This is a genomic window from Mesorhizobium sp. CA6 (assembly GCF_020165035.1).
Lineage (GTDB): Bacteria > Pseudomonadota > Alphaproteobacteria > Rhizobiales > Rhizobiaceae > Mesorhizobium.
This window is the reverse complement of record NZ_JAIUHI010000010.1, coordinates 116376-137927: the sequence shown is the minus strand read 5'-3', so window position 1 is coordinate 137927 and position 21552 is coordinate 116376. Positions and strand designations below refer to the sequence as shown.

At 60.1% G+C, this 21552-nt stretch carries 20 protein-coding genes; 9 read left to right on the top strand and 11 right to left on the bottom strand.

The genetic code is table 11. From position 1 onward, the window contains the following. Positions 1-69: 69 nt before the first annotated feature. Complete coding sequence (locus tag LB526_RS17020) at positions 70-366, top strand: DUF982 domain-containing protein (protein ID WP_140846230.1); 297 nt, start codon at positions 70-72, stop codon at positions 364-366. Between the two features lie 117 nt (positions 367-483). Here the strand turns inward: LB526_RS17020 and cysQ are convergent, their stop codons facing one another. Genes cysQ through cysD form a run of 3 tightly spaced genes read right to left on the bottom strand, consistent with a single transcriptional unit; the run spans position 484 to position 4116 of the window. After that, positions 484-1263 (bottom strand): 3'(2'),5'-bisphosphate nucleotidase CysQ, encoded by a 780-nt coding sequence (gene cysQ, locus LB526_RS17015; RefSeq protein ID WP_224628861.1) that lies wholly within the window; start codon positions 1261-1263, stop codon positions 484-486. A gap of 7 nt (positions 1264-1270) precedes the next feature. Continuing rightward, the gene (gene cysN, locus LB526_RS17010) at positions 1271-3208 is read right to left on the bottom strand and encodes a sulfate adenylyltransferase subunit CysN (protein WP_224545719.1); all 1938 of its coding nucleotides are present in this window, start codon (positions 3206-3208) and stop codon (positions 1271-1273) included. A 2-nt stretch (positions 3209-3210) separates the two neighbouring features. Then, positions 3211-4116: a sulfate adenylyltransferase subunit CysD gene (gene cysD, locus LB526_RS17005; RefSeq protein ID WP_224707448.1), complete on the bottom strand. Its 906-nt coding sequence runs from the start codon at positions 4114-4116 to the stop codon at positions 3211-3213. Between the two features lie 455 nt (positions 4117-4571). Between cysD and LB526_RS17000 the strand changes: the two genes are divergently transcribed. Beyond that, complete coding sequence (locus tag LB526_RS17000; RefSeq protein WP_224628656.1) at positions 4572-5864, top strand: O-antigen ligase family protein; 1293 nt, start codon at positions 4572-4574, stop codon at positions 5862-5864. Next, complete coding sequence (locus tag LB526_RS16995; protein ID WP_224628655.1) at positions 5861-6805, top strand: NAD-dependent epimerase/dehydratase family protein; 945 nt, start codon at positions 5861-5863, stop codon at positions 6803-6805. Before LB526_RS17000 ends, LB526_RS16995 begins: the two co-directional genes overlap by 4 nt. A 13-nt stretch (positions 6806-6818) precedes the next feature. Here the strand turns inward: LB526_RS16995 and LB526_RS16990 are convergent, their stop codons facing one another. The 3 genes from LB526_RS16990 to LB526_RS16980 all read right to left on the bottom strand — a co-directional run bounded on the left by LB526_RS16990 (position 6819) and on the right by LB526_RS16980 (position 10394). Further along, the gene (locus tag LB526_RS16990; RefSeq protein ID WP_224628653.1) at positions 6819-7355 is read right to left on the bottom strand and encodes a sugar transferase; all 537 of its coding nucleotides are present in this window, start codon (positions 7353-7355) and stop codon (positions 6819-6821) included. Between the two features lie 3 nt (positions 7356-7358). Then, entirely contained in the window at positions 7359-8270 is a 912-nt protein-coding gene (locus tag LB526_RS16985; RefSeq protein WP_318013274.1) for a glycosyltransferase family 2 protein, read from the bottom strand. A gap of 93 nt (positions 8271-8363) precedes the next feature. Further along, positions 8364-10394, bottom strand: a complete 2031-nt coding sequence (locus LB526_RS16980; protein ID WP_224628652.1) for a UDP-N-acetylglucosamine 4,6-dehydratase — start codon at positions 10392-10394, stop codon at positions 8364-8366. Positions 10395-10966: 572 nt separating this feature from the next. On the opposite strand from LB526_RS16980, the gene LB526_RS16975 reads away from it, so the two are divergent. The 5 genes from LB526_RS16975 (at position 10967) to LB526_RS16955 (ending at position 15524) form a co-directional block, all read left to right on the top strand. After that, positions 10967-12097 carry a DegT/DnrJ/EryC1/StrS family aminotransferase gene (locus LB526_RS16975; RefSeq protein WP_224628651.1) on the top strand — a complete coding sequence of 377 codons (1131 nt, stop codon included), beginning with the start codon at positions 10967-10969 and terminating at the stop codon, positions 12095-12097. Continuing rightward, a complete protein-coding gene (locus tag LB526_RS16970; protein WP_224628649.1) occupies positions 12082-13032 on the top strand; it encodes a glycosyltransferase family 2 protein in 951 nt (316 codons plus the stop codon). Before LB526_RS16975 ends, LB526_RS16970 begins: the two co-directional genes overlap by 16 nt. Next, positions 13029-13979 carry a WxcM-like domain-containing protein gene (locus LB526_RS16965; protein ID WP_224628642.1) on the top strand — a complete coding sequence of 317 codons (951 nt, stop codon included), beginning with the start codon at positions 13029-13031 and terminating at the stop codon, positions 13977-13979. Before LB526_RS16970 ends, LB526_RS16965 begins: the two co-directional genes overlap by 4 nt. Next, a complete protein-coding gene (locus tag LB526_RS16960; RefSeq protein ID WP_224628640.1) occupies positions 13969-14349 on the top strand; it encodes a GtrA family protein in 381 nt (126 codons plus the stop codon). Before LB526_RS16965 ends, LB526_RS16960 begins: the two co-directional genes overlap by 11 nt. A 374-nt stretch (positions 14350-14723) precedes the next feature. Then, complete coding sequence (locus tag LB526_RS16955) at positions 14724-15524, top strand: class I SAM-dependent methyltransferase (RefSeq protein WP_224628637.1); 801 nt, start codon at positions 14724-14726, stop codon at positions 15522-15524. On the opposite strand, the gene LB526_RS16950 is transcribed toward LB526_RS16955, so the two are convergent. Next, positions 15505-16539 (bottom strand): acyltransferase family protein, encoded by a 1035-nt coding sequence (locus LB526_RS16950; RefSeq protein WP_224628636.1) that lies wholly within the window; start codon positions 16537-16539, stop codon positions 15505-15507. The genes LB526_RS16955 and LB526_RS16950 overlap by 20 nt on opposite strands. Positions 16540-16671: 132 nt before the next feature. Between LB526_RS16950 and LB526_RS16945 the strand changes: the two genes are divergently transcribed. After that, positions 16672-17376: a hypothetical protein gene (locus LB526_RS16945; RefSeq protein WP_224628634.1), complete on the top strand. Its 705-nt coding sequence runs from the start codon at positions 16672-16674 to the stop codon at positions 17374-17376. Position 17377: 1 nt separating this feature from the next. Here LB526_RS16945 and LB526_RS16940 read toward each other — a convergent pair whose 3' ends face one another. Genes LB526_RS16940 through LB526_RS16925 form a run of 4 tightly spaced genes read right to left on the bottom strand, consistent with a single transcriptional unit; the run spans position 17378 to position 21497 of the window. Then, positions 17378-18337, bottom strand: coding sequence for a hypothetical protein (locus LB526_RS16940; protein WP_224628633.1), 960 nt, complete (start codon positions 18335-18337; stop codon positions 17378-17380). Between the two features lie 4 nt (positions 18338-18341). Beyond that, positions 18342-19805: an ABC transporter ATP-binding protein gene (locus tag LB526_RS16935; protein WP_224545769.1), complete on the bottom strand. Its 1464-nt coding sequence runs from the start codon at positions 19803-19805 to the stop codon at positions 18342-18344. After that, positions 19795-20583, bottom strand: a complete 789-nt coding sequence (locus LB526_RS16930) for an ABC transporter permease (RefSeq protein WP_224545771.1) — start codon at positions 20581-20583, stop codon at positions 19795-19797. Before LB526_RS16930 ends, LB526_RS16935 begins: the two co-directional genes overlap by 11 nt. After that, positions 20580-21497, bottom strand: coding sequence for an NAD-dependent epimerase/dehydratase family protein (locus LB526_RS16925; protein ID WP_224545773.1), 918 nt, complete (start codon positions 21495-21497; stop codon positions 20580-20582). The genes LB526_RS16930 and LB526_RS16925 overlap by 4 nt, the downstream gene beginning before the upstream one ends. Between the last annotated feature and the right edge of the window lie 55 nt (positions 21498-21552).

Genomic DNA, 21552 nt, shown 5'->3' with positions numbered 1-21552 from the left:
AGGTGTTCGAATATTAGCGGTGCATCTGCGGAAATGACCAACGGGGTCAGTTGTTGAAGGGAGGTCACTATGGAAAGTGATGCTTTCAAGCAGTCAGTTTTCGTAGGGGAGAATGGCTACATCCAAAAGATCGACTGCGTGATGGATGCCATTGAGTTTTTGGAAGAATGGCCTGTGGAGAGACGCGGCCTGCTTCACGCGGCGGCCTGCGAGGCGTGCTACTCGGCCTATGACGGTCGGAAACCAGTCGAGGCCGCGCACAAGGCCTTTACGACTTGGGCCCGCAAGGTTGGCGTCATCGAGGACGTGCCCACAGCACCGCCGTGGATGACTGGGCCAAAGATCAGCAACGCAGACCTCTTGTGAGGGTGCGAAAGGCCTCCTCGTCAGGCGCAGCTTGCGACGAATCGCGCCGGAGCGAAACGCAAACCTGGGCGCCGATCCCCTTCTGACCTGCCGGCCCTCCCCCCTCAAGCGGCGAGGCTACGCGCTCTTCCCTCGCGCAATGAAATGCGGGTTGGCGAAATCGCTGTCGCTGGCCTGGTTGCGCTTGCCGTAGATCAGCGGCTCGCCGTCTAGTGTCCGCGTCATGCCACCGGCGGCGCGCAGCACTGCGTCGCCGGCGGCCGTGTCCCATTCCATGGTGCGGCCGAAGCGCGGATAGACGTCGGCTTCCGCCGCGGCGAGCAGGCAGAATTTCAATGACGAGCCGATCGAGACGATCTCGGCGGCGCCGAGATCGCGGATGAATTCCTCGGTTTCCGGCGTGTTGTGCGAGCGGCTTGCCACGACCGCGAGCGGCGTGCCCCCTGCCCGCACCGTGATCGGCCGCCGGCCGGCGATGCGATAGTCGGCATCGACCTCCAGCGCCTCGGCCTTGCCCGGTCGCCCGGAGAAAAAGCGTCCCGTGCACGGCGCGAAAACGACGCCGACTTCCGGAACGCCATGGCGGATCAGCGCGATGTTGACGGTGAAATCGGTGCGGCGGTTGACGAATTCCTTGGTGCCGTCGAGCGGATCGATCAGGAAGAAGGCGCCGTCGAGATCGGGCGTTGCAATTCCCGCTGCGACCTCCTCCTCGGCCACGCAGGGGATGTCCGGATAGGCGGCGCGCAGGCCGGCCAGGATGATCTTCTCGCTTTCGCGGTCGGCTTCCGTCACCGGCGAAGTATCGGCCTTGCTGTCGACGGCGCAGCCTTCATGGAAGACGCGCATCACCTCGCGCCCCGCTTCCAGCGCCAGGCGCTCGAAGACGCCGAGCATCGCCTCGTCAGATACCGCCGCCATTGTCATACTGCTCCTCGGCAATGTCGCGCTCGGTCAGCCAGTGTTCCAAGGCTTCCGCCATTTCCTGCGGGCTCCTGCCGAGGGTCTTCAAGTGAATTTCCGGATTCTGCGGCGCTTCATAAGGAGAATCCACGCCGGTGAAATTCTTGATCTCGCCGCTCAAGGCGCGCGCGTAGAGGCCTTTCGGATCGCGGCGGGCGCATTCCTCGAACGGAGTGTCGACGAACACCTCGACGAACTCGCCCTCGGCCATCAGCTCGCGCGCCATGCGCCGTTCGGCGCTGAAGGGCGAGATGAAGGAGACGATTACGATCAAGCCGGCATCGGCCATCAGCTTGGCCACCTCGGCGACGCGGCGGATGTTTTCCACGCGGTCGGCGTCGGTGAAGCCGAGATCGCGGTTGAGGCCGTGGCGGACATTGTCGCCGTCGAGGATGTAGGTGTGGCGGCCGGACGCGAACAGCTTCTTCTCGAACAGATTGGCGATGGTCGACTTGCCTGAACCGGAAAGCCCGGTGAACCAGAACACGGCCGGCCGCTGGTTCTTCAGGTCGGAGCGGCCGCGCTTGCCGACGTCGAGCGACTGCCAGTGGATGTTTTCGGCACGGCGCAGCGAATGCAGGATCATTCCGGCGCCGACGGTGGCGTTGGTGATGCGGTCGATCAGGATGAAGGCGCCGGTGGTGCGGTTCTCGGCGAAGGGATCGAAAGCGATCGGCGCGCGCGTCGACAGGTTGCAGACGCCGACCTCGTTGATGTCGAGCGACTTCGCCGCCTCGTGCGCGAAATCGTTGACGTTGACCCGGTATTTCAGGTCGGTGACGGTCGCGCTCACCTGGTCGGTTTCGGTGCGCAGGATGTAGGAGCGGCCGGGCAGCAGCGCCTGCTCGTCGAACCAGACGATGTTGGCGGCGAACTGGTCGGCGACCTGCGGACGCGCGGCCGGCGACACCAGCAAGTTGCCGCGCGATACCTCCACTTCGTCCTCGAGGACGAGCGTGATCGCCTGGCCAGCGACCGCCTGCTCGAGGTCGCCGCCTTGCGCGACGATGCGCTTGACCCGGGACGCCTTGCCGGATTTCGCGACGACGACCTCGTCTCCTTCAGAGACGGTGCCCGAGGCGATGGTGCCGGCAAAGCCGCGGAAATCGAGGTTCGGACGGTTCACATACTGGACGGGGAAGCGAAACGGCAGCTCGACGGCGGCCTCGTCGACAGACACGGTTTCCAGATGCTCGATCAGCGACGGCCCGGAATACCAGGGCGTGCGCTCCGAGCGGCTGGTGACGTTGTCGCCAAAGCGCGCCGACATCGGGATCGGCGCGACGCTCATGAAGCCCAGTTCCTTGGCGAATTCGCCGTAGTCGGCGACGATCCGGTCGAACACGGTCTTGTCGAAGCCGACGAGGTCGATCTTGTTGACCGCAAGCACGATATGCCGGATGCCGAGCAGCGAGGCGATGATGGAGTGACGCCGGGTCTGGCGAAGCACGCCCTGGCGCGCGTCGATCAGCACGATCGCGAGATCGGCTGTCGAGGCGCCGGTCGCCATGTTGCGCGTGTACTGCTCATGACCGGGCGTGTCGGCGACGATGAACTTGCGCTTCGGCGTGGCGAAGAAGCGGTAAGCGACGTCGATGGTGATGCCTTGCTCGCGCTCAGCCTCCAGCCCGTCGACCAGCAGCGCGAAGTCGATGTCGTCGCCGGTGGTGCCGTGCTTGCGCGAATCCTTTTCGAGCGCGGCGAGCTGGTCCTCGAATATCTGCTTGGTGTCGGAGAGCAGCCGGCCGATCAGTGTCGACTTGCCGTCGTCGACCGAGCCGCAGGTGAGGAAGCGCAGCAGTGACTTCTTCTCCTGCGCGGCCATGTAGTCGCGGATCGAATCGGTGGGGGCGAGGCTCTTGGCCATCATGTGGCGCATTATCAGAAATACCCTTCGCGCTTCTTCTTTTCCATGGAGCCGGCCTCGTCGCGGTCGATAAGGCGGCCCTGGCGCTCGGAGGTGCGTGCGGTCAGCATCTCGCCGACGATGGCTTCCAGCGTGTCGGCATCCGACTCGATCGCGCCGGTCAGCGGATAGCAGCCCAGCGTGCGGAAGCGCACCAGGCGGTTCTCGACCGCCTCGCCGGGATGCAGTTGCATGCGGTCGTCATCCTTCATGATGAGCATGCCGTCGCGCTCGACCACCGGCCGCTCTTTGGCGAAATAGAGCGGCACGATTGGGATGTTCTCCTGCAGGATGTACTGCCAGATATCGAGCTCGGTCCAGTTGGACAGCGGAAAGACGCGGATCGATTCGCCCGGCGCGATGCGGGTGTTGAATATCTTCCACATTTCCGGCCGCTGGTTCTTCGGGTCCCAGGCGTGCTGGGCGTTGCGGAAGGAAAAGATCCGCTCCTTGGCGCGCGACTTTTCCTCGTCGCGACGGGCGCCGCCGAACGCCGCGTCGAAGCCATATTTGTCGAGCGCCTGGCGCAGCGCCACCGTCTTCATGACATGGGTGTGGGTGTTGGAACCATGGTCGAACGGATTGATGCCGTCGCGCACGCCGTCCTCGTTGACGTGGACCAAAAGGTCGAAGCCGAGCTTCTGCGCCATCTGATCGCGAAAGGCGATCATCTCGCGGAACTTCCAGGTAGTGTCGACATGCAGGAACGGGAAAGGCGGCTTGGCCGGATAAAAGGCCTTCATCGCCAGATGCATCAGCACGGAAGAATCCTTGCCGACCGAATAGAGCATTACCGGCTTGGAGAAAGACGCCGCGACCTCGCGGAAGATGTGGATAGATTCGGCCTCGAGCCGCTGCAGATGCGTGAGCGCGATATTCATGGGGCGTCGAGCGTTCTCTCGTGCCGTGGAGCGGAAATCTTGCATCGCAGGGGCAATCCGATGCCGCCCAGGCGCAGATTTCACTTCGGACAAATTGTTTCGTGCGGGCGTTCTAACAGATCGGCGCCGCCGATAACAATGCAAGACCCGCACGGCTCGCGGTGATTGGAGAACGAATTTTCCAAACACGCCCGGCAAAGCGGAAAATCCTGCCGGAGCCATCGAAAACGCTTAGCGGGAAAAGCCGTGGCGCCCAGACAATTCCTGAGTTCCCCGATCCTCGCCAGACCAGGAGATTTCTGTCGCAACATTGTCGACCGCACTATCGCGGATCGGCGCCAGCCGGTATATGGGCTCGGGGTACGGGCAAGGCGCGGCAAACGGAGACCGGCGAGGCGGCCTTTGGCTGGCTCGATGGATCCGGGCGCAACCTGGAAAATTGCGAAGCGAAGCATTTGAACCCGTCTACAACGCTCCGGCGCCACCTCACGCCCGCACAGATCAACATCTATTTCTCGATCGTCTGCTTTTTTTCGCCGCCGGTGCTTGGATCGCTGGTCAGCATCGCCTTCAATGCCGGTGGCGTGTGGTCGGCGATGCTGGTAGCCGCGAAGCGGCGACGCTTCAATATCGACCGGCCGATGCTCGCCGTCACGGCGGCGATCTATGCCTATTGCGCGGCGATGGTTCTCGCTTCGATCGTCAACGGCACGCTGGCTGCCGATTTGCGGTTCTTCCTGCCGTTGATCACCTTCCTGCTTTTCCCCCTCTCCTATTCGACGTGGAGCATCACCGAGAAGACCGCGCTGGCACGCATCGCCATTCTGGCCAGCACCGCGGCCTGCTTCGGCGCGCTCGCGATGGCCGTATTCCAGTCTCACCGGCTCGGTGTGAGGGCGGAGGGCGGCGCCGGCAATCCAATCGTCTTCGCTACCGTCACGTGCCTTGCCGCCATGACATGCCTTGCCGGCGCGCTGTCAGGCATCGAGAAACGCTGGAAGCTGCTGGTCCTGGCAGCGATAGCCGGAGCGATGGCGATCGTCTATTCGGGATCGCGCATGATCTGGGTGGCCGTACCGATTGCCGGCATCCTCGTGCTTCTCATCAACCGCCGCCGGTTCACCGGCGCCAGCGTGGCGCGCTTGGTGGCGATCGGCGTCGTGGTCGCCCTTGTGATTGCCGCCATCGGCTCTCGCGTCATCCTGGACCGGGCCGATTTCCTGGTCAGCGACTGGGATGCGCTGAATGCCAATGGCGACCATTCGACCGCGCTCGGCTTGCGCGTGGCGATGTGGGAAATCGGTTTTGCCGCGTTTCGCGAGATGCCGATTTTCGGCCACGGCATCTCGGCGAGCCGGGCGCTGATGAAGCACGGCTTGCAGGACCAGTTCGGCCTACAGCAGGGTTTCAGCCATTTCCACAACGGCTTCCTGACGGCGCTGGTCGAGGCCGGCCTGCTGGGGGCATTGGCCCTGGCGTCGATCTTCGTCGTTGCCGCACGGAATGCGGCACGGACGCTGCGCCGCAGCGCCGATCCAGTGGAGAGGTTCGGCGCGACGATGATCCTTGTCGCCGTCATTACCTATCTCACCGGCGGAATGGCCGGAATCCTGGTCGGCCACGATATCCTCGACGCGACGCTAATGGTGTTCCTGATCTCGGGAACCTACCTCGCTTCCGGACGGACGATAGAACCGACCGGAAAAAGCGCGCCGACCATGGCGCCGGGCGCCAGCCCGCAACCATGAAGGTCCTGGTCACCGGCGCGACGGGCTTCATTGGACGCCGGATCGTCAGCCGGTTGGGCGAGGCCGGATTCGACATACGGATCGCATCGCGCCTGCCGCAGCGGCTGGCAGGCGAGGACGATGCCGTCGCGCTGCCCGCTGCCGATGCACCGCAGGAGGCCTTTCTGACCCTGATGCGTGACGTGACGCATGTCGTTCACTGCGCGGCGCTCAATAATGACCGCAGTGCCGGCGCGGCCGACTTGCGAGCCGTCAACGCGACGCTGACCGGACGGCTGGCCCAAGCGGCGGCCACGCGTATCGACGGGCGCTTCGTCTATCTCTCCTCGATTCGCGCCGTGGTGGGGGCAAGGTTCAGCGGCAGGATCGACGAGGCCACGCCCCCTGCCCCGCAATGCGCTTACGGGCGCTCCAAGCGCGAAGGCGAGATCGCAATGCTGGAGGCTTTTGCAACGGCCGGATGCGCCGGCGCGACGGCGCTGCGGTTGGCGCCGGCCTATGGCGAAGGCATGAAGGGAAATCTGCGCGGGCTGATGCGGTTGGCCGCCACCGGCCTGCCGCTGCCGACAGCCGCTCTGACGGCGGTTCGTTCGCTCGTCTCGCATGACGCCGTGGCCGGCGCCGTGACGCATCTTTTGAGCCGTCCCACGGCGCCGCTCCCAACTTATGTACTGGGCGATGCTTCGCCGGTTGCGGTGTCCGAAATCGTCACCGCGTTCCGGCGCGGATATGGCCGGCCGGCCCGGCTTCTTCCCGTGCCGGCCTGGCCGTTCCGAATGCTGACCACGCTCAGCGGCAGACGGGCCGCGTGGCAAGCTCTGGTGGCGACGCAGGTCTGCGATTCGTCGTTGCTTACGTCGGAGGGCTGGGAACGGGAGGCCGACACACTCGGCCGGCTTGAAGAACTGGTGCGACAGAGGAGCCGTTCGCCGCTTCCGTGAACGATGAACCGCTCTATGTGCGGAAGAACGTGCCCAGCAATATTTTGAGGTCCAGGCCGGTCGAGGCGGCCTTGACGTAGGCCGCATCGGTTTCAGCGCAAAGTCTTGGATCGGACATGTCGATGCCCTTGACCTGCGCCAGCCCTGTGATGCCCGGAAGTGCGGTGAGCACGCCCAGTTCCTTGCGCCGCTCGATCAGCTCCGCCTGCGTCGGCAGGCATGGACGAGGACCCACAAGACTCATCTCGCCCTTCAGCACGTTCCAGAGCTGCGGCAGTTCGTCGATCTTGGTTGCGCGCAGAACCTTGCCGACCGCGGTGACCGAACCGGACGGCGCCTCGTGGGTGGGCAAGGAAGGGGTTTCCCGATACATGGTGCGCAGCTTGTGACAGGCGAAGAGGGCTCCTCCCCGGCCGACGCGGATCTGCGAGAAGATGGCGGGGCCGGTCGACGTCGCCCGGATCGCCAGCATAGCGACAAGCAGGACCGGCGACGCCAGCGCCAGCATCGGAACGGCGACCGCCAGGTCGAGCGCGCGCTTTGCCGTCATGGCTCAGATCCGGCGCCAGAGGAAAGCGACATAGAGCCCGACCGTGCCCATGAATGTCTGCCGGTAGACACCGCTTTTGCCGAGCAGGCCGAAGCGCCTGAAGATATTGCCCTTGCGTGCCCTGATGAACAGGCGAAGGCAAAGCGCTGCATCGCGCGCGATGAGGTCGCGGTTGACGGCTAGGCCGCGCAGATTGGTGTCCGTCCAGGTGGCGAACTGGCCCTTGAACAGACGGCCCAGCCTTGAAAACCTCGCTTTCCATGAAACGTTGGCGCCGACGAGGTTTGCCGCGTGCTGGCGGTATCTGACCAGCGGCCGCGGCTCGTAGCGGACTTTGCCGCCGGCGGCGGTGACGATGAGATAGGCCCACCAGTCATGGCTGACGAATTCGGTTCTGGCCGACGCTTTTGCCAGAAGGTCGCGCGCCTTGCGGTTGAAGAGCATGGTGTTGCCGCCGGCGATGCTTTGCACCAGCGCGTTGCGGAAGGACGGCGGGCGCCGGAAGAGCGGCGAGTAGCCGGCCGGAACGCCAGCCTCAGAGATAGTCGCCGTGCGCGAGCAGAACAGGAGCGGCGTTTCCATGTCCTCTCCCTCCATCCAGCGGATGGCGCTCTCCAGCCGATCCGGCTCCCAGACATCGTCCTGGTCGCAAAAGGCGTAGCAGTCGGCGTCGATGCGCGGATCGAGGATCATGGAGCGGAAATTGGCAGCGAAGCCCCTTCGCGGGCCCTGTAAAAGTGTCAGCGACCCCTTGGTCCAGCGCGATCGCCACGCCTCGACGATCGCGGCCGTGGCGTCCGACGAGCCGTCGTCGGAGACCCAGAGATCGACGAGCGGCCAGGATTGCGTAGCCAAGGATTCCAATTGTTCGCCGATATAGGCCGCGCCATCCTTCGTGCCCATGAGAACGGCCACGCGCTGATCTTTTCTGGTCACGGCTTTGGAATCACTTGCCCGCGAGGTGCTTCAAAGGTTTTCAATAGCTAATTGCGGGCCCGCGGCAAAGTTTTAACCGACCTGCCCGGCCGCTTTCGGCACCGCCTCTTCGCGCACGCCGCCCATGTCTTCTTGCGCCCGATAGAGCCCGGCCAGGATGGCAAGTGCCGCGGTCTTGTCGCGAGCTTGCATCGCGGCCGCCAGCGCCGGCAGGGCCGCCTCGATCCTCGGCCATTCGACGACGCCGGTCCTGAGGCCGAAGATCTTGGCGGTGTCGAGCTTGACCACCTCCTCGTTCTCGGCGTGCAGCGTCTCGTGCAGCTTCTCGCCGGGCCTGATGCCGGTGAAGCGGATCGGAATATCGGTATAGGGACTTTTGCCCGCCATGCGGATCATGGTTTCGGCGACTTCGAGGATCGGCACCGGCTCGCCCATGTCGAGCATGTAGATGGCGTAGTCGTCCTTGCCCTGGCGCTGCTCGGCATCGGCGGCCGACATAATGACGAGGTCGACGGCCTCGGCCATGGTCATGAAATAGCGGGTCATGCGCCGGTCGGTGATGGTGACCGGCCCGCCGGCCTCGATCTGCGCCTGGAAGACGGTCGCCACCGAGCCGTTGGAGCCGAAGACGTTGCCGAAGCGCACGGCGATGAATTTCGTGCCCGAATGACGCAGATCAACGGGGCCGGCATGGCCGTTCGCCGCGCCGGCACGCGGCGGCGAGGCCGCCTGGGTGTCATGCAGCGAGGACACGATCTGTTCGGCCGCACGCTTGGTGACGCCCAGCACCGAGGTCGGGTCGACGGCCTTGTCGCTGGAAATCAACAGGAACTGCGGCACGCCGCATTCGGCGGCGATCTCGGCGCAGGCGAGCGTGCCGAAGACATTGGTCTCGATCGCCGCTTCCCAGTTCTCCTCGAGCAGCGGCACATGCTTCAGCGCCGCGGCATGAAAGATAATCGCGGGTTTGAACTCGCTGACGAGGCGCGTCATGTGAGGCCGGTCGGCGACATCGACGATGCGGCTGGTCAGCCGGTCGCGGTCGGCGTCGTCGGTCTGCTGATCGAGCTGGAAAATGCCGAATTCGGAATTGTCGGCCACCAGCACCGCATCGGCGCCCAGCTCCAGCGCGCGCTTGACGAGCACGCGGCCGATGGAGCCGGCGCCGCCGGTGACCATCACGCGCTTGCCGCCGACGAAGGCGCCGATGCGCGTGGTATCGGTGGCGACCGCCGAACGGCGCATGATGGTTTCCATCTCGACGGCATCCAGAACCAGCTTGCCGCCCTGCCCCAGTTCCGACAGGCCGGCAAACTGGACGACGGCGATGCCGCTGTGGCGGGCGACGCGCACCAGCTCGGCATAGTCTTCGATCTCGCGCTCGACCCCCTGGCCGAAGATCAGGAGGTCGAGGCTTTGCGTGCCTTTGACATAATCTTCCAGCACCTCGACCAGGCGCGGTCGCAGCGCCACGACCGGAACGCCCTGGATCCGCGTGCCGAGCGGCGCGGCGCTCTCGGTGGCCATGATGCCGGCGATGGCGTATTCGGCGGGCCGAGCCGTGCGGGTGAAGCGCACGATCAGATCCGCCTCGCCCAGCCGGCCGATGAACAGCGCCTGCTTGGTCGAGGCATCGCCGGCGGCGCGGCGCAGGATGCGCCAGCTCGCGCCGTCGCGCAGGAAGCGATAATAAAGCCTGGGCGCGGAGATAATAGTGAAGGAGACCAGGAAGAAGACGATGAACTGGCGCTCGTTGAGGCCGGCGACCGGCTGGAAGAAGAAACGGAAGGCAAGCGAGGCCAGATAGAGCACCACCGTCAGGCTGCCGCAGCCCTTGAGGATGTTGAAGAAGTCGGGCGTGGAGGCAAAGCGCCAGACGGTGTTGTAGAGGCCGCTGGATCGGAACAGCAGATGGGCGATGAGCACGATGAGCGCCCAGCAGGCCAGCCCGCCGACGGAGAACGCGTCGAAGGAAAGCCGCGACTGCGAAAGGATGAGACTAAGCGCCACCGCGACCAGGACCATGACGAGATCCTGGACCATGATGATGGCGCGCCGCATCCTCGGTCGGAGTTCCGATACGGCTTCTACGTATGCGGTCATTGGGCAGTACTGACTCCAGGCGCGGTGATACTATCAGAACGGCCGCGGACAAAACACATCGCCCACCGCCACTTCAGATTGCAATCCCCAACCCCGTCACCCGGTTACCGCCTTAGCGCGGAGAGGGCGGGAGGGCTAGAGGTTTTTTGGGCGATATTCGATTGTGCGAGTGATTTGACTTGAAGCCGCAATAACTCAGGCTGGATTGCCAGTCGTTCAGAGAAACTGTCAGACACCCAACAGGGGAAGCTAATAAATGTCACGATGTGACGATCCGGCTTCCATCTTTGGCTTCAGCGAGTTCGGCGAGCGGCCGAGTGGAGTCGCTGACGGCGGTGCCGATCAGGTCTGCGGAAGCGGTGTGGCCAGCCCTAGGCTCACAGCGTCCCACAAAATGACGCCAGCCTGTCGCGACCGAGCCTGAATCTCAACAGTTGGGCCTGGTGGTTCCGGCTTTCCGCTGTCTCCGCGATGCAAGTATTCTTAACTGAGTCATGTCAGAATCATCTGAGTTTCCGGATGTTTGCGGGGCGAATACGCCGGAACGAAGAAGACACGCTGTCGAGTTGTCGATGACGAAGCCGAATGCCGTTCCGATGAATGACCTTAAGCGTCTGTACCAGCGCTATGAGGTTGAAATCGCGCGCGAAGTAGCAAGCACGCTGCGGTCCGGATGGTGGCTCAACGGCGCGGCAGGGAAGCGATTCGCAGCGAACTTTGCGACGTTTGCAGGAGCCTCGGATTGCATCCTCGTCGCAAACGGGACGGACGCCCTTGAACTCGCCCTACGCTCTATCGTCGGGCTTGGCGATGCGCATGGACGCGAGGTGATCGTGACGGCGAATGCCGGGGGATATGCCAGTTGCGCGTGCTGGCACAACGACCTCATTCCACACTACGTCGACATCGAACCAGCCAGCCAACTTGCAAGCGTCCAGTCGGTGCTGGAAGCGGTGAGCACCGACACGGCTGCGATTGTCGCTACCCATCTTTACGGCGGCGTGGTCGATATACCCGCTATGCGAGCAGGACTTGCCGATGCCGGCATGTCGCACATACCGATCATCGAGGATTGTGCCCAGGCACATGGTGCTCGCATCAGGGGTCAAACGGCTGGATCACTTGGGGATATCGCCACTTTCAGCTTCTATCCGACCAAAAACCTCGGCGCGATGGGTGACGGCGGCGCAGTCCTCACCTCCAACCCAAGACTGGCGGACCGCGTTCGTCAGCTTCATCAGTATGGCTGGAGTTCCAAATACCATGTGGCCCTGCCGGGAGGGCGCAACTCTCGCATGGACGAGGTCCAGGCCGCGATTTTGGATGTGCTGCTTCCGGACTTGAACAGCCGCAACGAACAACGCCGCAGCATCGTTAGCCGATTTAGGGCCGTCACTGGACGCCGGCTCAAATTCCTCGACGGTGGCAATGGCGCCGTCGCACACCTCGCGGTCCTGCTGTGTGACGACCGGGACGCATTTCGCACCTTCATGAAGGAGCGCGGCGTCGATACCGATGTCCACTATCCCGTGCTCGATTGCGATCAGGTTGGTTGGGCTGCCCTGCCCATGAAAGGGACCGAAAATCTCGCAATCTCCAGGGCAAGCATCAGTCGTCTCTGTTCCGTCCCGTGCTACCCGGACATGACGAATGATGAGGTCGAGCAAGTGTGCAGGGCCCTCAGCGAATGGGAGGCAATGTGACTGCGCGCTCTCTTGTTTTTCCCATTTACCGCAATGAGCCGAACATTCCTTCCCTGTTGCAGGCCGTCGCCAAATTCGACGCCATGTATGAGGGCGACATCGAGTTTGTCTTCGTCATCGACGGGTCGCCCGACCAGTCGGGCGGCCTGCTGGTCAGGGCTTTGAAGGACGCCAGCTACAGGTACAAGATCATCTTCCACAGCCGGAATTTTGGCTCCTTCACGGCCATTCGGACGGGGCTCGAGCATGCATCCGGAAAACATGTGGCCGCGATGGCGGCCGACCTGCAGGAGCCGCCCGAACTCATTGTCGAATTCTTTTCGATGCTGGAAAAGGACACGGCCGACGTCGTGTTTGGCCGCAGAACCGGCCGCGACGATCCCCTTCTGACACGTTTCCTGTCCCGGGCCTTCTGGAGCGTCTACCGCAGGCTGATCTTGCCCAGCATGCCGAGCGGCGGTGTCGATATATTTGCCTGCAACCGCCAGGCGCTCGATGCGATCCTGTCAATCGAGGAGCCAAACAGCTCGCTTGTGGTTCAGCTGTTCTGGGTTGGGTTCAGGCGGGAGTTCGTGCCTTACCGGCGGCGCGAGCGGGAGCATGGGAAGAGCGCCTGGGGTATTGGGCGCCGCCTCAGATATATGATGGATTCGATCTTCTCGTTTTCCGATTTTCCGATCGTTTTCATACTGTGGGTAGGCATTGCGGGCTGCGTGCTCAGCCTTGTGTTTGCCGTGATCACCGTCGTCGCCCGCTTGCTGGGCAAGATCGATCCGGCCGGATACACGACCCTGGTGCTGCTGATCGTGGGCTTTGGATCAGCGATCCTCGCGGTGCAAGGCATCCTTGGCTGTTATCTTTGGCGGGCGGTTGAAAACACCAAATCGCGCCCGTTGCGGATAATAAGCCGCATTGTTGACGGGACGTCCGCATGAACGACAAACCATTTTTTGTCCATGACCGCGGGATCTGCGAAAGCACGCGCGTCGGCAACGGAACACGCGTATGGGCGTTTGCTCATGTCCTCTCAGGCGCCGTGATCGGCGCGAACTGCAACATCTGCGATCATGTCTTCATCGAAAACGACGTGACCGTCGGCGATGACGTCACGATAAAAAGCGGCGTTCAGCTATGGGACGGCATTCGGCTGGGCAATCGCGTGTTCGTCGGTCCGAATGCGACCTTCACCAACGACCGCTTCCCCCGTTCGAAGCACTATCCGGAGCAGTTTCTCCAGACGATCGTCGAGGACGGCGCGTCGATCGGTGCCAACGCAACGATCCTGCCGGGCATAACGATTGGCCGCCAGGCGATGATCGGCGCCGGCGCCGTGGTGACCAAGAACGTGCCGGCAAACGCCGTGGTGGTTGGAAATCCGGCCGTCATCGTCGGCTATCAGACCGGTCCGCAGGTCGAGCCTGTGATGACGCAAGCGGCCCCCGGCGCCGCGGGCGACAGGATGGCGCTCGGCGTCGGCGGATGCGAGCTCTGGCGGCTGCCGCACTTCAGCGACCTTCGCGGCGAGCTGGCCCCGCTCGAGTTCGGACACAACCTGCCGTTCAAGCCCTTGCGCTCGTTTCTCGTTTACGGCGTCCGTTCCGACAAGGTCAGGGGCGAGCATGCGCACCGCCAGTGCCAGCAATTCCTGATTGCCACCCATGGCCGCCTGTCGGTGGTCGTCGATGACGGTCACGACAGAAAGGAAGTGTCGCTGGCAGACCCTTCGGTCGGACTCTATCTGCCGCCCGGCGTGTGGGGCATCCAGTACAAGTTCCAGCCGGACACGGTCTTGCTCGTCATGGCCTCGCATCCATATGACGCAAGCGATTATATCAGGGACTATTCGGATTTCCTCGCGACGGTCGGGCCGGATGACCGATGACCGGATAGGCTCGGATGCGATCCGTTTTCTTGCGGCGGGAGGACTGAACACCGCGCTGACGAGTGCCGTCTACTTTGCCGGCCTGACGATGCTGTCGTCGGGCGTTTCCTACACGATTGCCTGGCTCGTAGGCCTCGCAATCGTGATGGTGTTCTATCCGGACCGCGTCTTTCCCGGCGGGCGCACCGGCTTGACGGACCGGCTGACGGTCGGCGGCTCGGTCGCGGCGGTGTTTGTGGCAGGCCTGGTAAGCCTTCATCTTCTCGAGCGAGCGCTGCAAAGCCGAGCGGCGGCATTCTTTGCAACGCTTGTCGTCACGACGATGCTCAATTTCCTGGTTTCTCGATGGATACTGCGCAGACGATACTGACACGCCCCTCCTCGATCCGGGCGGCGGTCTCGGTGGCCATGATGCCGGCGTATTCGGCAGGCTGGCGCGGGCACACTATCAGAACGGCCGCGGACAAAATATCGCCCACCGCTACTTAAGATTGCAAATCTCCGACCCCGTCGCCCGGTAATCGCCTAGGACGGGACGGCCAGAGGTTTTTGGCACGTACCAATAGTATCTCCATCACGTGCGTCCGGATTGGAAAATTAATGTGTCACCGCCCACTCTTGGGTTACCAAAAAGAATGATGTAGGGAACGCAAGATGCGAAGCACGGAAATCGCTCGGAAATTCCCTTTCCTTCAGTGGCCGATCGGCGTGATTCGAAAACTTGCAGGCAGGAGCCGTTCACCCGTGACCGAAACACATGCGGACGAGATGGTAGAGTTTTGGTTGGAACGCCCGCACCGCGAACTAGCTAATGTCGCTGCAGCGTTACATCGTGATCGTCGGCGCGTCGAAGACAAGACGGGTCTTAACGAGGTCGTTGGTGCAAGGACGCTGATTTCTAATGCCTTTGTCAATGGCGTCGGGATCGAAGTCGGTGCGGGCAATCGCCCCTTTCCGGTGCCGTCGATGGCCACTGTAATCTACGGCGATATCCGCGACAATGAGACGTTGAGGAATCACTTTGCAGACCGAAATATCACCGAAGGTGGCTTTATCGATGCGGAGACCTTTGCCGGGACAAAGCTTAATAGCCTCGACTTCATCATTTCGGCGCATGTGATCGAGCATTTGGCCAATCCCTTTGGCTCTATCCGCGAAGGATTAGCCCGATTGAAACCTGGAGGAGTCTACATCATCGCGGTGCCAGATATGAGATTCACTACCGACCGCCACCGACCGCCGACATCATTCGATCATCTCATGGAAGATTTGAGGACCGGCGGGGAACCGACACTCCTGGCGGCATATGTTGAACACTGCCGCTACGTGCACCCGCTTTCGCAACCGGCGTTTGCAGATTTCGAGCTGATGCCAGCGGCCGAAAACGGTCTGAAGAACCGCATAGATATCCATGTCCATACGTGGATGAGGGAGACGTTTTCGGAACATCTCGACCGGCTATCTGCATTGTTCGGCTTTGAGAAATGCTTTGAGTCCGCGATCAGGAACGAGGCACTCTTTGTACTTAGAAAGAACGGCGCATAGTGGCGGTTGCAATGAACGGCTGCTTTGCCCGGCCTTCCTCACGAACCCGGTCTCTGATCGGATCGACAAAGGCACGTTGGAGCACTACCAGCACTTGAGACAGTACTAGCATCACAATCAGCGACACAAAAAACAGGATCAAGCCTCTCGGCATCGAGCCAAGGATGAGACGATCCACAGCAACCGCCACTAGATAGTGCGTCAAGAAGATGGGATAGGCCAGTTCACCCATAGCTTTGTCTGCATTGCCAGGCTTCAAATCTTGCAGTGCGATAACGATCGTAGCCATGGATACTATGCTGAGATAGGAGACAATTTCTGGCGCCAGGCGGTCAATGGCACCGAGATAAAATGCTATCGCCAGAATGCCGGCCCAGCCAGCCCCAACCATCAGTCGCCAATGCCGACTCAAACGCGCCAATGCTTGCATAACGTCCTTACCATAGAAGTAGCTCAGCGCACCGACCGAGAATGGCAGCATCGCTGCATACCATGGGAAATAGCGTACGTTGTGGTCATCTGTGACCAGGAGGACCACCGCATGCACGGCAACAGACACAACGAAGGCCATCCACGCGAAGCGTGAATTGCGCGCAGAAAAAGCACACAATATCGCATAGTTGATCAATTCCACGGCAATCGACCAGCTCACCGGAACCAGCCGGAACGGTGGCATGTTGACTGTCGGCAGCAAAAGAAAGCTCTGCAGCCACGGCCAGGCGCCATCCGGCATTCCGTACCTATTGTTAAACTCACCAGGGTCGTCCAAAAAAATCACTGTCGGCACCGACAGAACCGCCACCAGAAGGTACATAGGGTAAAGGCGAAGGAATCGGTTTAGCGCAAACGGGCCTATGCGAAACCGATAGATTTCATTCAAGACCCGTGTCATCAGATAGCCAGATAGGACATAGAAGCCAAACACCGCGTGCTTTCCGAGCGAAGAGCCGTGCGGTGGCCCGAGATGGGTGTAGACAACCAGTATTGCCAGAAAGAGGCGAAGCGTCCCGAACATCGGGCCTCCATAACAGGTCCAAACAAGCTTTGGCGACATCAATCTCTAGCGTTTGCGCGCTCTTCCCCAAGTCGGCATTGCTACATGAGACTCGCGATATCGACCTTTGACGGAGACAAGAGAGAATCTTAGATGTTTCGGATCAGACGGGCTTTCCAGAAACGCAGCCGGGGATCTGTTGGAGGTCTAGAGCCCCTCTTCACTCGTCAACTTCACGACCTTGCAAGTAGCGTGGTCCTTGGAGAGGCCTCCTCTCTTCCGGTTGGACGTAAGCAAGATCTTTCGGAGCATCTTGAGATGGTAAGGCGGGAATTCATCGGGAGAACCGAAATTGAATTTGCTCATGCCGCGATGAACGTTCTTCTACGCCGAGGCGTAGCGGAGGAGCGTAGCTGGAAACGTTTCCAACAGATGTGGCAAGAATGCGAGACGTTGTTGCTGCAGCGATTGAGTACGCGATGGCTTGTCTCAGCTTGCGATACAATTGCTGACTATTCTTCCGACAGAGCCGAGCGCGCGCTGGCGCTGGCCGGATCGCTCCTGGTGAATACGGTCAAACTCTATGAAACCGAAATTTGGATGAAGACCACAGAAGCCGAGGAATATCAGCGTTTTCCGGAGAGCGGCATAACACTCTTTGACGGCGTAACGCCTTTCATGGTGGGCGGCGGAGACATGGTGGCAAACCTGAACGCAAGATTAAAATCCATTTGCGACAAACCAACCACCGCCTCAAGTATTCTCAACGAGATATTTCGCAGGCTTCATATGAACAATACGGTCTTCCGGCGGTTCCAAATGCTGCATACTGTGGAACCGACCAAATGGGAAGTTTAGCTTAGCGGCGGGTGAGCGAATAGGCTCGCCAGACCTCGATTTCCCGCTTCTTCCGACGAATACTCGATTCATCCAAGGCTTCAATTTGCCGGAAAAGGCCGGTGGTCACGAGGTGCTGAGCGTAGTCGACATTGGCCTGTCGAAAAGCCCGTTTGGTTTCCATCGGCGACGCGAGGCGAGAAAACGAATCACTCCGTAGCGCGCGTTCAATTGCTCCCAACAGTCTGACACCGTCGCCGCGTTGATATTGGACGACGCTGTCGGGAAGTTCGAAGAGGTCTAAAATGCTGGCAAATTTGGAGGAGTAGCCGATCAAAGCAACTTGTCGACCTGATAGAAGCCCCCAATAGGCGACATGGTAGGAGTTGGTCACAATCTTTGCGGTCAGCGCGAACTTGGCCCGGAATTCGGTTTCCGAAAGTGAATTGGTGCCGACTACCGCCTCAGAATCGATCGTCGAAAAGATGTCGACGAGCGACTCTCCACTGACAGCCGGATTCTGATTGAGAAAAAAACCCAGCGCATCTCCGCGGGGGATATCTACAATGTCTCCCATCACGCTGGCGCAAGGGACCAAAGGACGGTTGGCTGCAACAAGGGCGCGGTCCCTTGAGCCAAAGGCGGAAAAATTCGCCGGGATTGACGGACCGGATTTCCCGAAATCCTCTGGCGACGGGACGCTCCGGCCAATGCCCCATGCGATTTTCTGGTCCGCCTCCACCAAAGAACTGGCGTAGGCTCCAATGTCGTTGAAGGCACCACCGCCCAAAATAAGAACTCGAGAGAACCCACTTTCTGACGCTGGGTAACACTCGAAATCGAAATAATGACGGGGGCTAGAAAGATAGTCCCCGATATTGAATGTCGAAGGCCAAGCATGCACGAACGACAACGTCGTTCCGTTGCTACCGATCGAAACAGCCGGGAATTGCGCTTCGAGCCCAGTTAATGGCACGGACATTTGCTCACCGATCAACTGCTACGACCATAGAGAGATCGACGAGGCCAGCAGCTAGATTGTCATGTTCCTCGGCGACTTTGAAGGTGAGAGCATCAATGACTCGATGAAGAGGAACCTCGTCCATCTCCGGCAATCCGCGCACTTGGCACGTTACGAAGTAATGACCAGGCAGCAGCAGGCACGTGAATTCGAAGCGCGACCTAATGGATGAACCTTTCCTCGCCACGTCGATTCGAGACGCTTGGCATTTCGCGCCCGCCACATGAAGGCCTGTAGCCGTCGTGATGCCGATGCCGAACCCCACGCGTGTGGCGTCGATAGAAAAATCGCACGAATATTCCACGACATATCGTCGTCCGAGCCTGAGAACGTTTACCTGCTCGCCACCTACGGTGAGAATGCGAACGCCGTGAATTCGAGCGCCTCTTTCCTCTTGATAGACTGTCGACTTTGAGATCAGCGATAGATCAAATCGGTCTGAAGATTCTATATTTTGTTCGGCTGCGAGTTTACTACGTTCAGCCTGGTCGATGGATCGCTGCGAATTTTCAGCGCCCGGATCAAGTCTAGCTCCTGTGTCAAGATCTGCTCCAGCTGGGTCAAGGGGCGATGACGCTGGGTTCCACATGGCAACGATGCCCGCCCTGATTTCCGCCGCGCCATCAGCACTTGCGTTCACCAGCCGCTGATATTGACTCACCACAGCTTTCGGTCGGCCCTCAAGTATCTTCTCGCCAGCATCAATAAGCATCGCTCTGCTGCACAGTTGTACGATAGTCTGAGCGCTGTGGCTAACGAACAAGATAGTACCGCCCTTGTCCTTAATGTCTTCGATGCGGGCGAAACATTTGCGTTGGAACGCCTCATCCCCCACTGACAGAGCCTCATCCACCACCAAAATGTCCGGATCGACGTTGATCGCAGTCGCAAAGGCCAGGCGCACATACATGCCGGACGAATATGTCTTCACCGGTTGGTCGACAAAAGGTCCGATATCGGCAAAGCGCGCGATGTCGTCAAAACGCCATTCCATTTCCTTACGTGGAATGCCGAGAATCGAGGCGTTGAGGAAGACGTTTTCGCGGCCTGTGAATTCTGGATTGAAACCAGCTCCAAGTTCAAGCAGGGCCGCTATGCGGCCGTTCACCTCAACCGAACCGCTGGTTGGCGGAAGCGTGCCGCAGACAATCTGCAGCAATGTTGATTTACCCGAGCCGTTGCGGCCGATGATGCCAACCGTTTCGCCCCGACCTATCTCGAATGAAATGCCAGACAAAGCGGCGAAATCACGAAAATAGCGGCGCGGTGGTCTGCCGACCAAACGCTCAACGCGCGGGATCACCATCTGTTTGAACCGATCCTCCGGCCGCTCAAACATGACGTGGTGTTTGGATACGTCGCGCACCCGAATGGCAACATCTAGGTGTCCGTGGCGATCAGAGCCGATGTCGAGCGCTTTAAAGGACATCGGCAAAGCCCCTGCGGGTCTTTTGGAAAAACTGGTAGCCGAGATACGCAATCACAATTGCCACCAGTGAATAATAACCGAGTGCTGCCCAGTCCGGTTGTACGCCGAAAATGACTACGTTTCTGAAACTCTCGACCGGAATTGCCAACGGGTTGAGCGAAAGCCAAGGTTGAAGCCAAGTCGGCAGCGCAGTTCTCTGGAAGAAAACCGGCGACAAGAACATTGTTGCTGTTATCAGTGGCGCCACGATCTGGCCCATGTCACGAAAATAAACGCCGACCGATGCCAACACCCAGGCTATACCTAGAACCAGGGCAACTAGCGGCATAAATGCTAACGGCGCCAGAAACACCGACAGCGGAACATGACCGAACACGACGTAAGCAAAAACAAGCAGCACAAGCAGGCTGACAGCGGTATGGAATAACGCCGCGCCGGCCGAAACTACCGGCAGTATCTGGATCGGGAAGACGATCTTCTTGACATAGTTTGCGTTGCCTACAATCAAGCTGGGCGCCAGCGAAATGACCTCTGCGAAAAACTGAAAGACGATCAGTCCGCAGAACAGGACAACCGCATACTCACCAGTGGAATCCGTGGCGCTCTGCTGATTAGGCATCGTCCATCGAGACTTCATAACTACGCCGAAAATAAAGGTGTATACAGCAAGCATAAACAATGGATTCAGCAGAGACCACAGCAGGCCAAGCGCAGAACCGCGATACCGTCCGACAACTTCACGGCGAATCAAGGAAATTATAAGCAAACTTAAGTTCATGTTACGGGCTGAATCTTTGTTTCGTACTCGAGAACTAAACTCTGTATTGCGTCAGAAACATCATAAACAGCGCTCCATCCCGTATCGCGGCGTATGGCATCACAGTTTAACTCGACATCTTTGACAAGGAACGGCTTTTCAGAAATGTAATTTCGGCGGACCGGCCGGCCGCACGCATAGGAGCAAAGATCGATTATCTGATTTACAGTGAACGACCTCCCCAAGCCAACGTTGTATATTGCGTTTCGCCGCAACTGCGGTCTCAGCATCGTATCAATGGCAACGCAAAGATCCCGTACGTCCATGTAATCGCGCAAAGCTTCGCCGTTACCCCAAATATCAATCGGCACACCAAGAAAGGCAGCTCGGACGGCAGCAGCCACAAGGCCCTGTCCCTTCTCAGGCGACTGATATTTACCAATGGGGTTGGATGCGCGAAGAATTGAGTAACTCCATTCTCCTCCGACTGACATCGTTCTTATGGCATTCTCAATCATAAGCTTGCCGCATCCGTAGGTACTTATAGGGAGTGTTGGATGGGCTTCAGTGATGCTCGACTGCTGGGGCACTCCGTAGATAGTTCCACCCGACGAGAGATAGATCACATGTCGTATTGAGGTTCCGCGGATACTTTGCAGGAATTTGATATGCGGGAGGACGTTCCGGTTCACCTCGGAAACGAGATCATTTGCAAAGGTGGCCGGAACGGATGCGCTGACAAGCAGCACTACTGCGTCCAGGCCGCTGAGATGATCGCGATAGGTTGAAGGATCATCGAAATCAACAAGTGTCATATTGGGCGACTGGACAAACCGCTCCCGCCGAACAAAGCCGCGGAATGGAACTTTCTTCTGGGCGAAAAGATCGACGAGGTTTCGCCCAATAAATCCGGAAGCTCCAAAAATGCCGATCATCCACGTGCCCCTTTCGGCATCGGGTCCATTTCATTCAGCTTCGGACAGTCAGGGC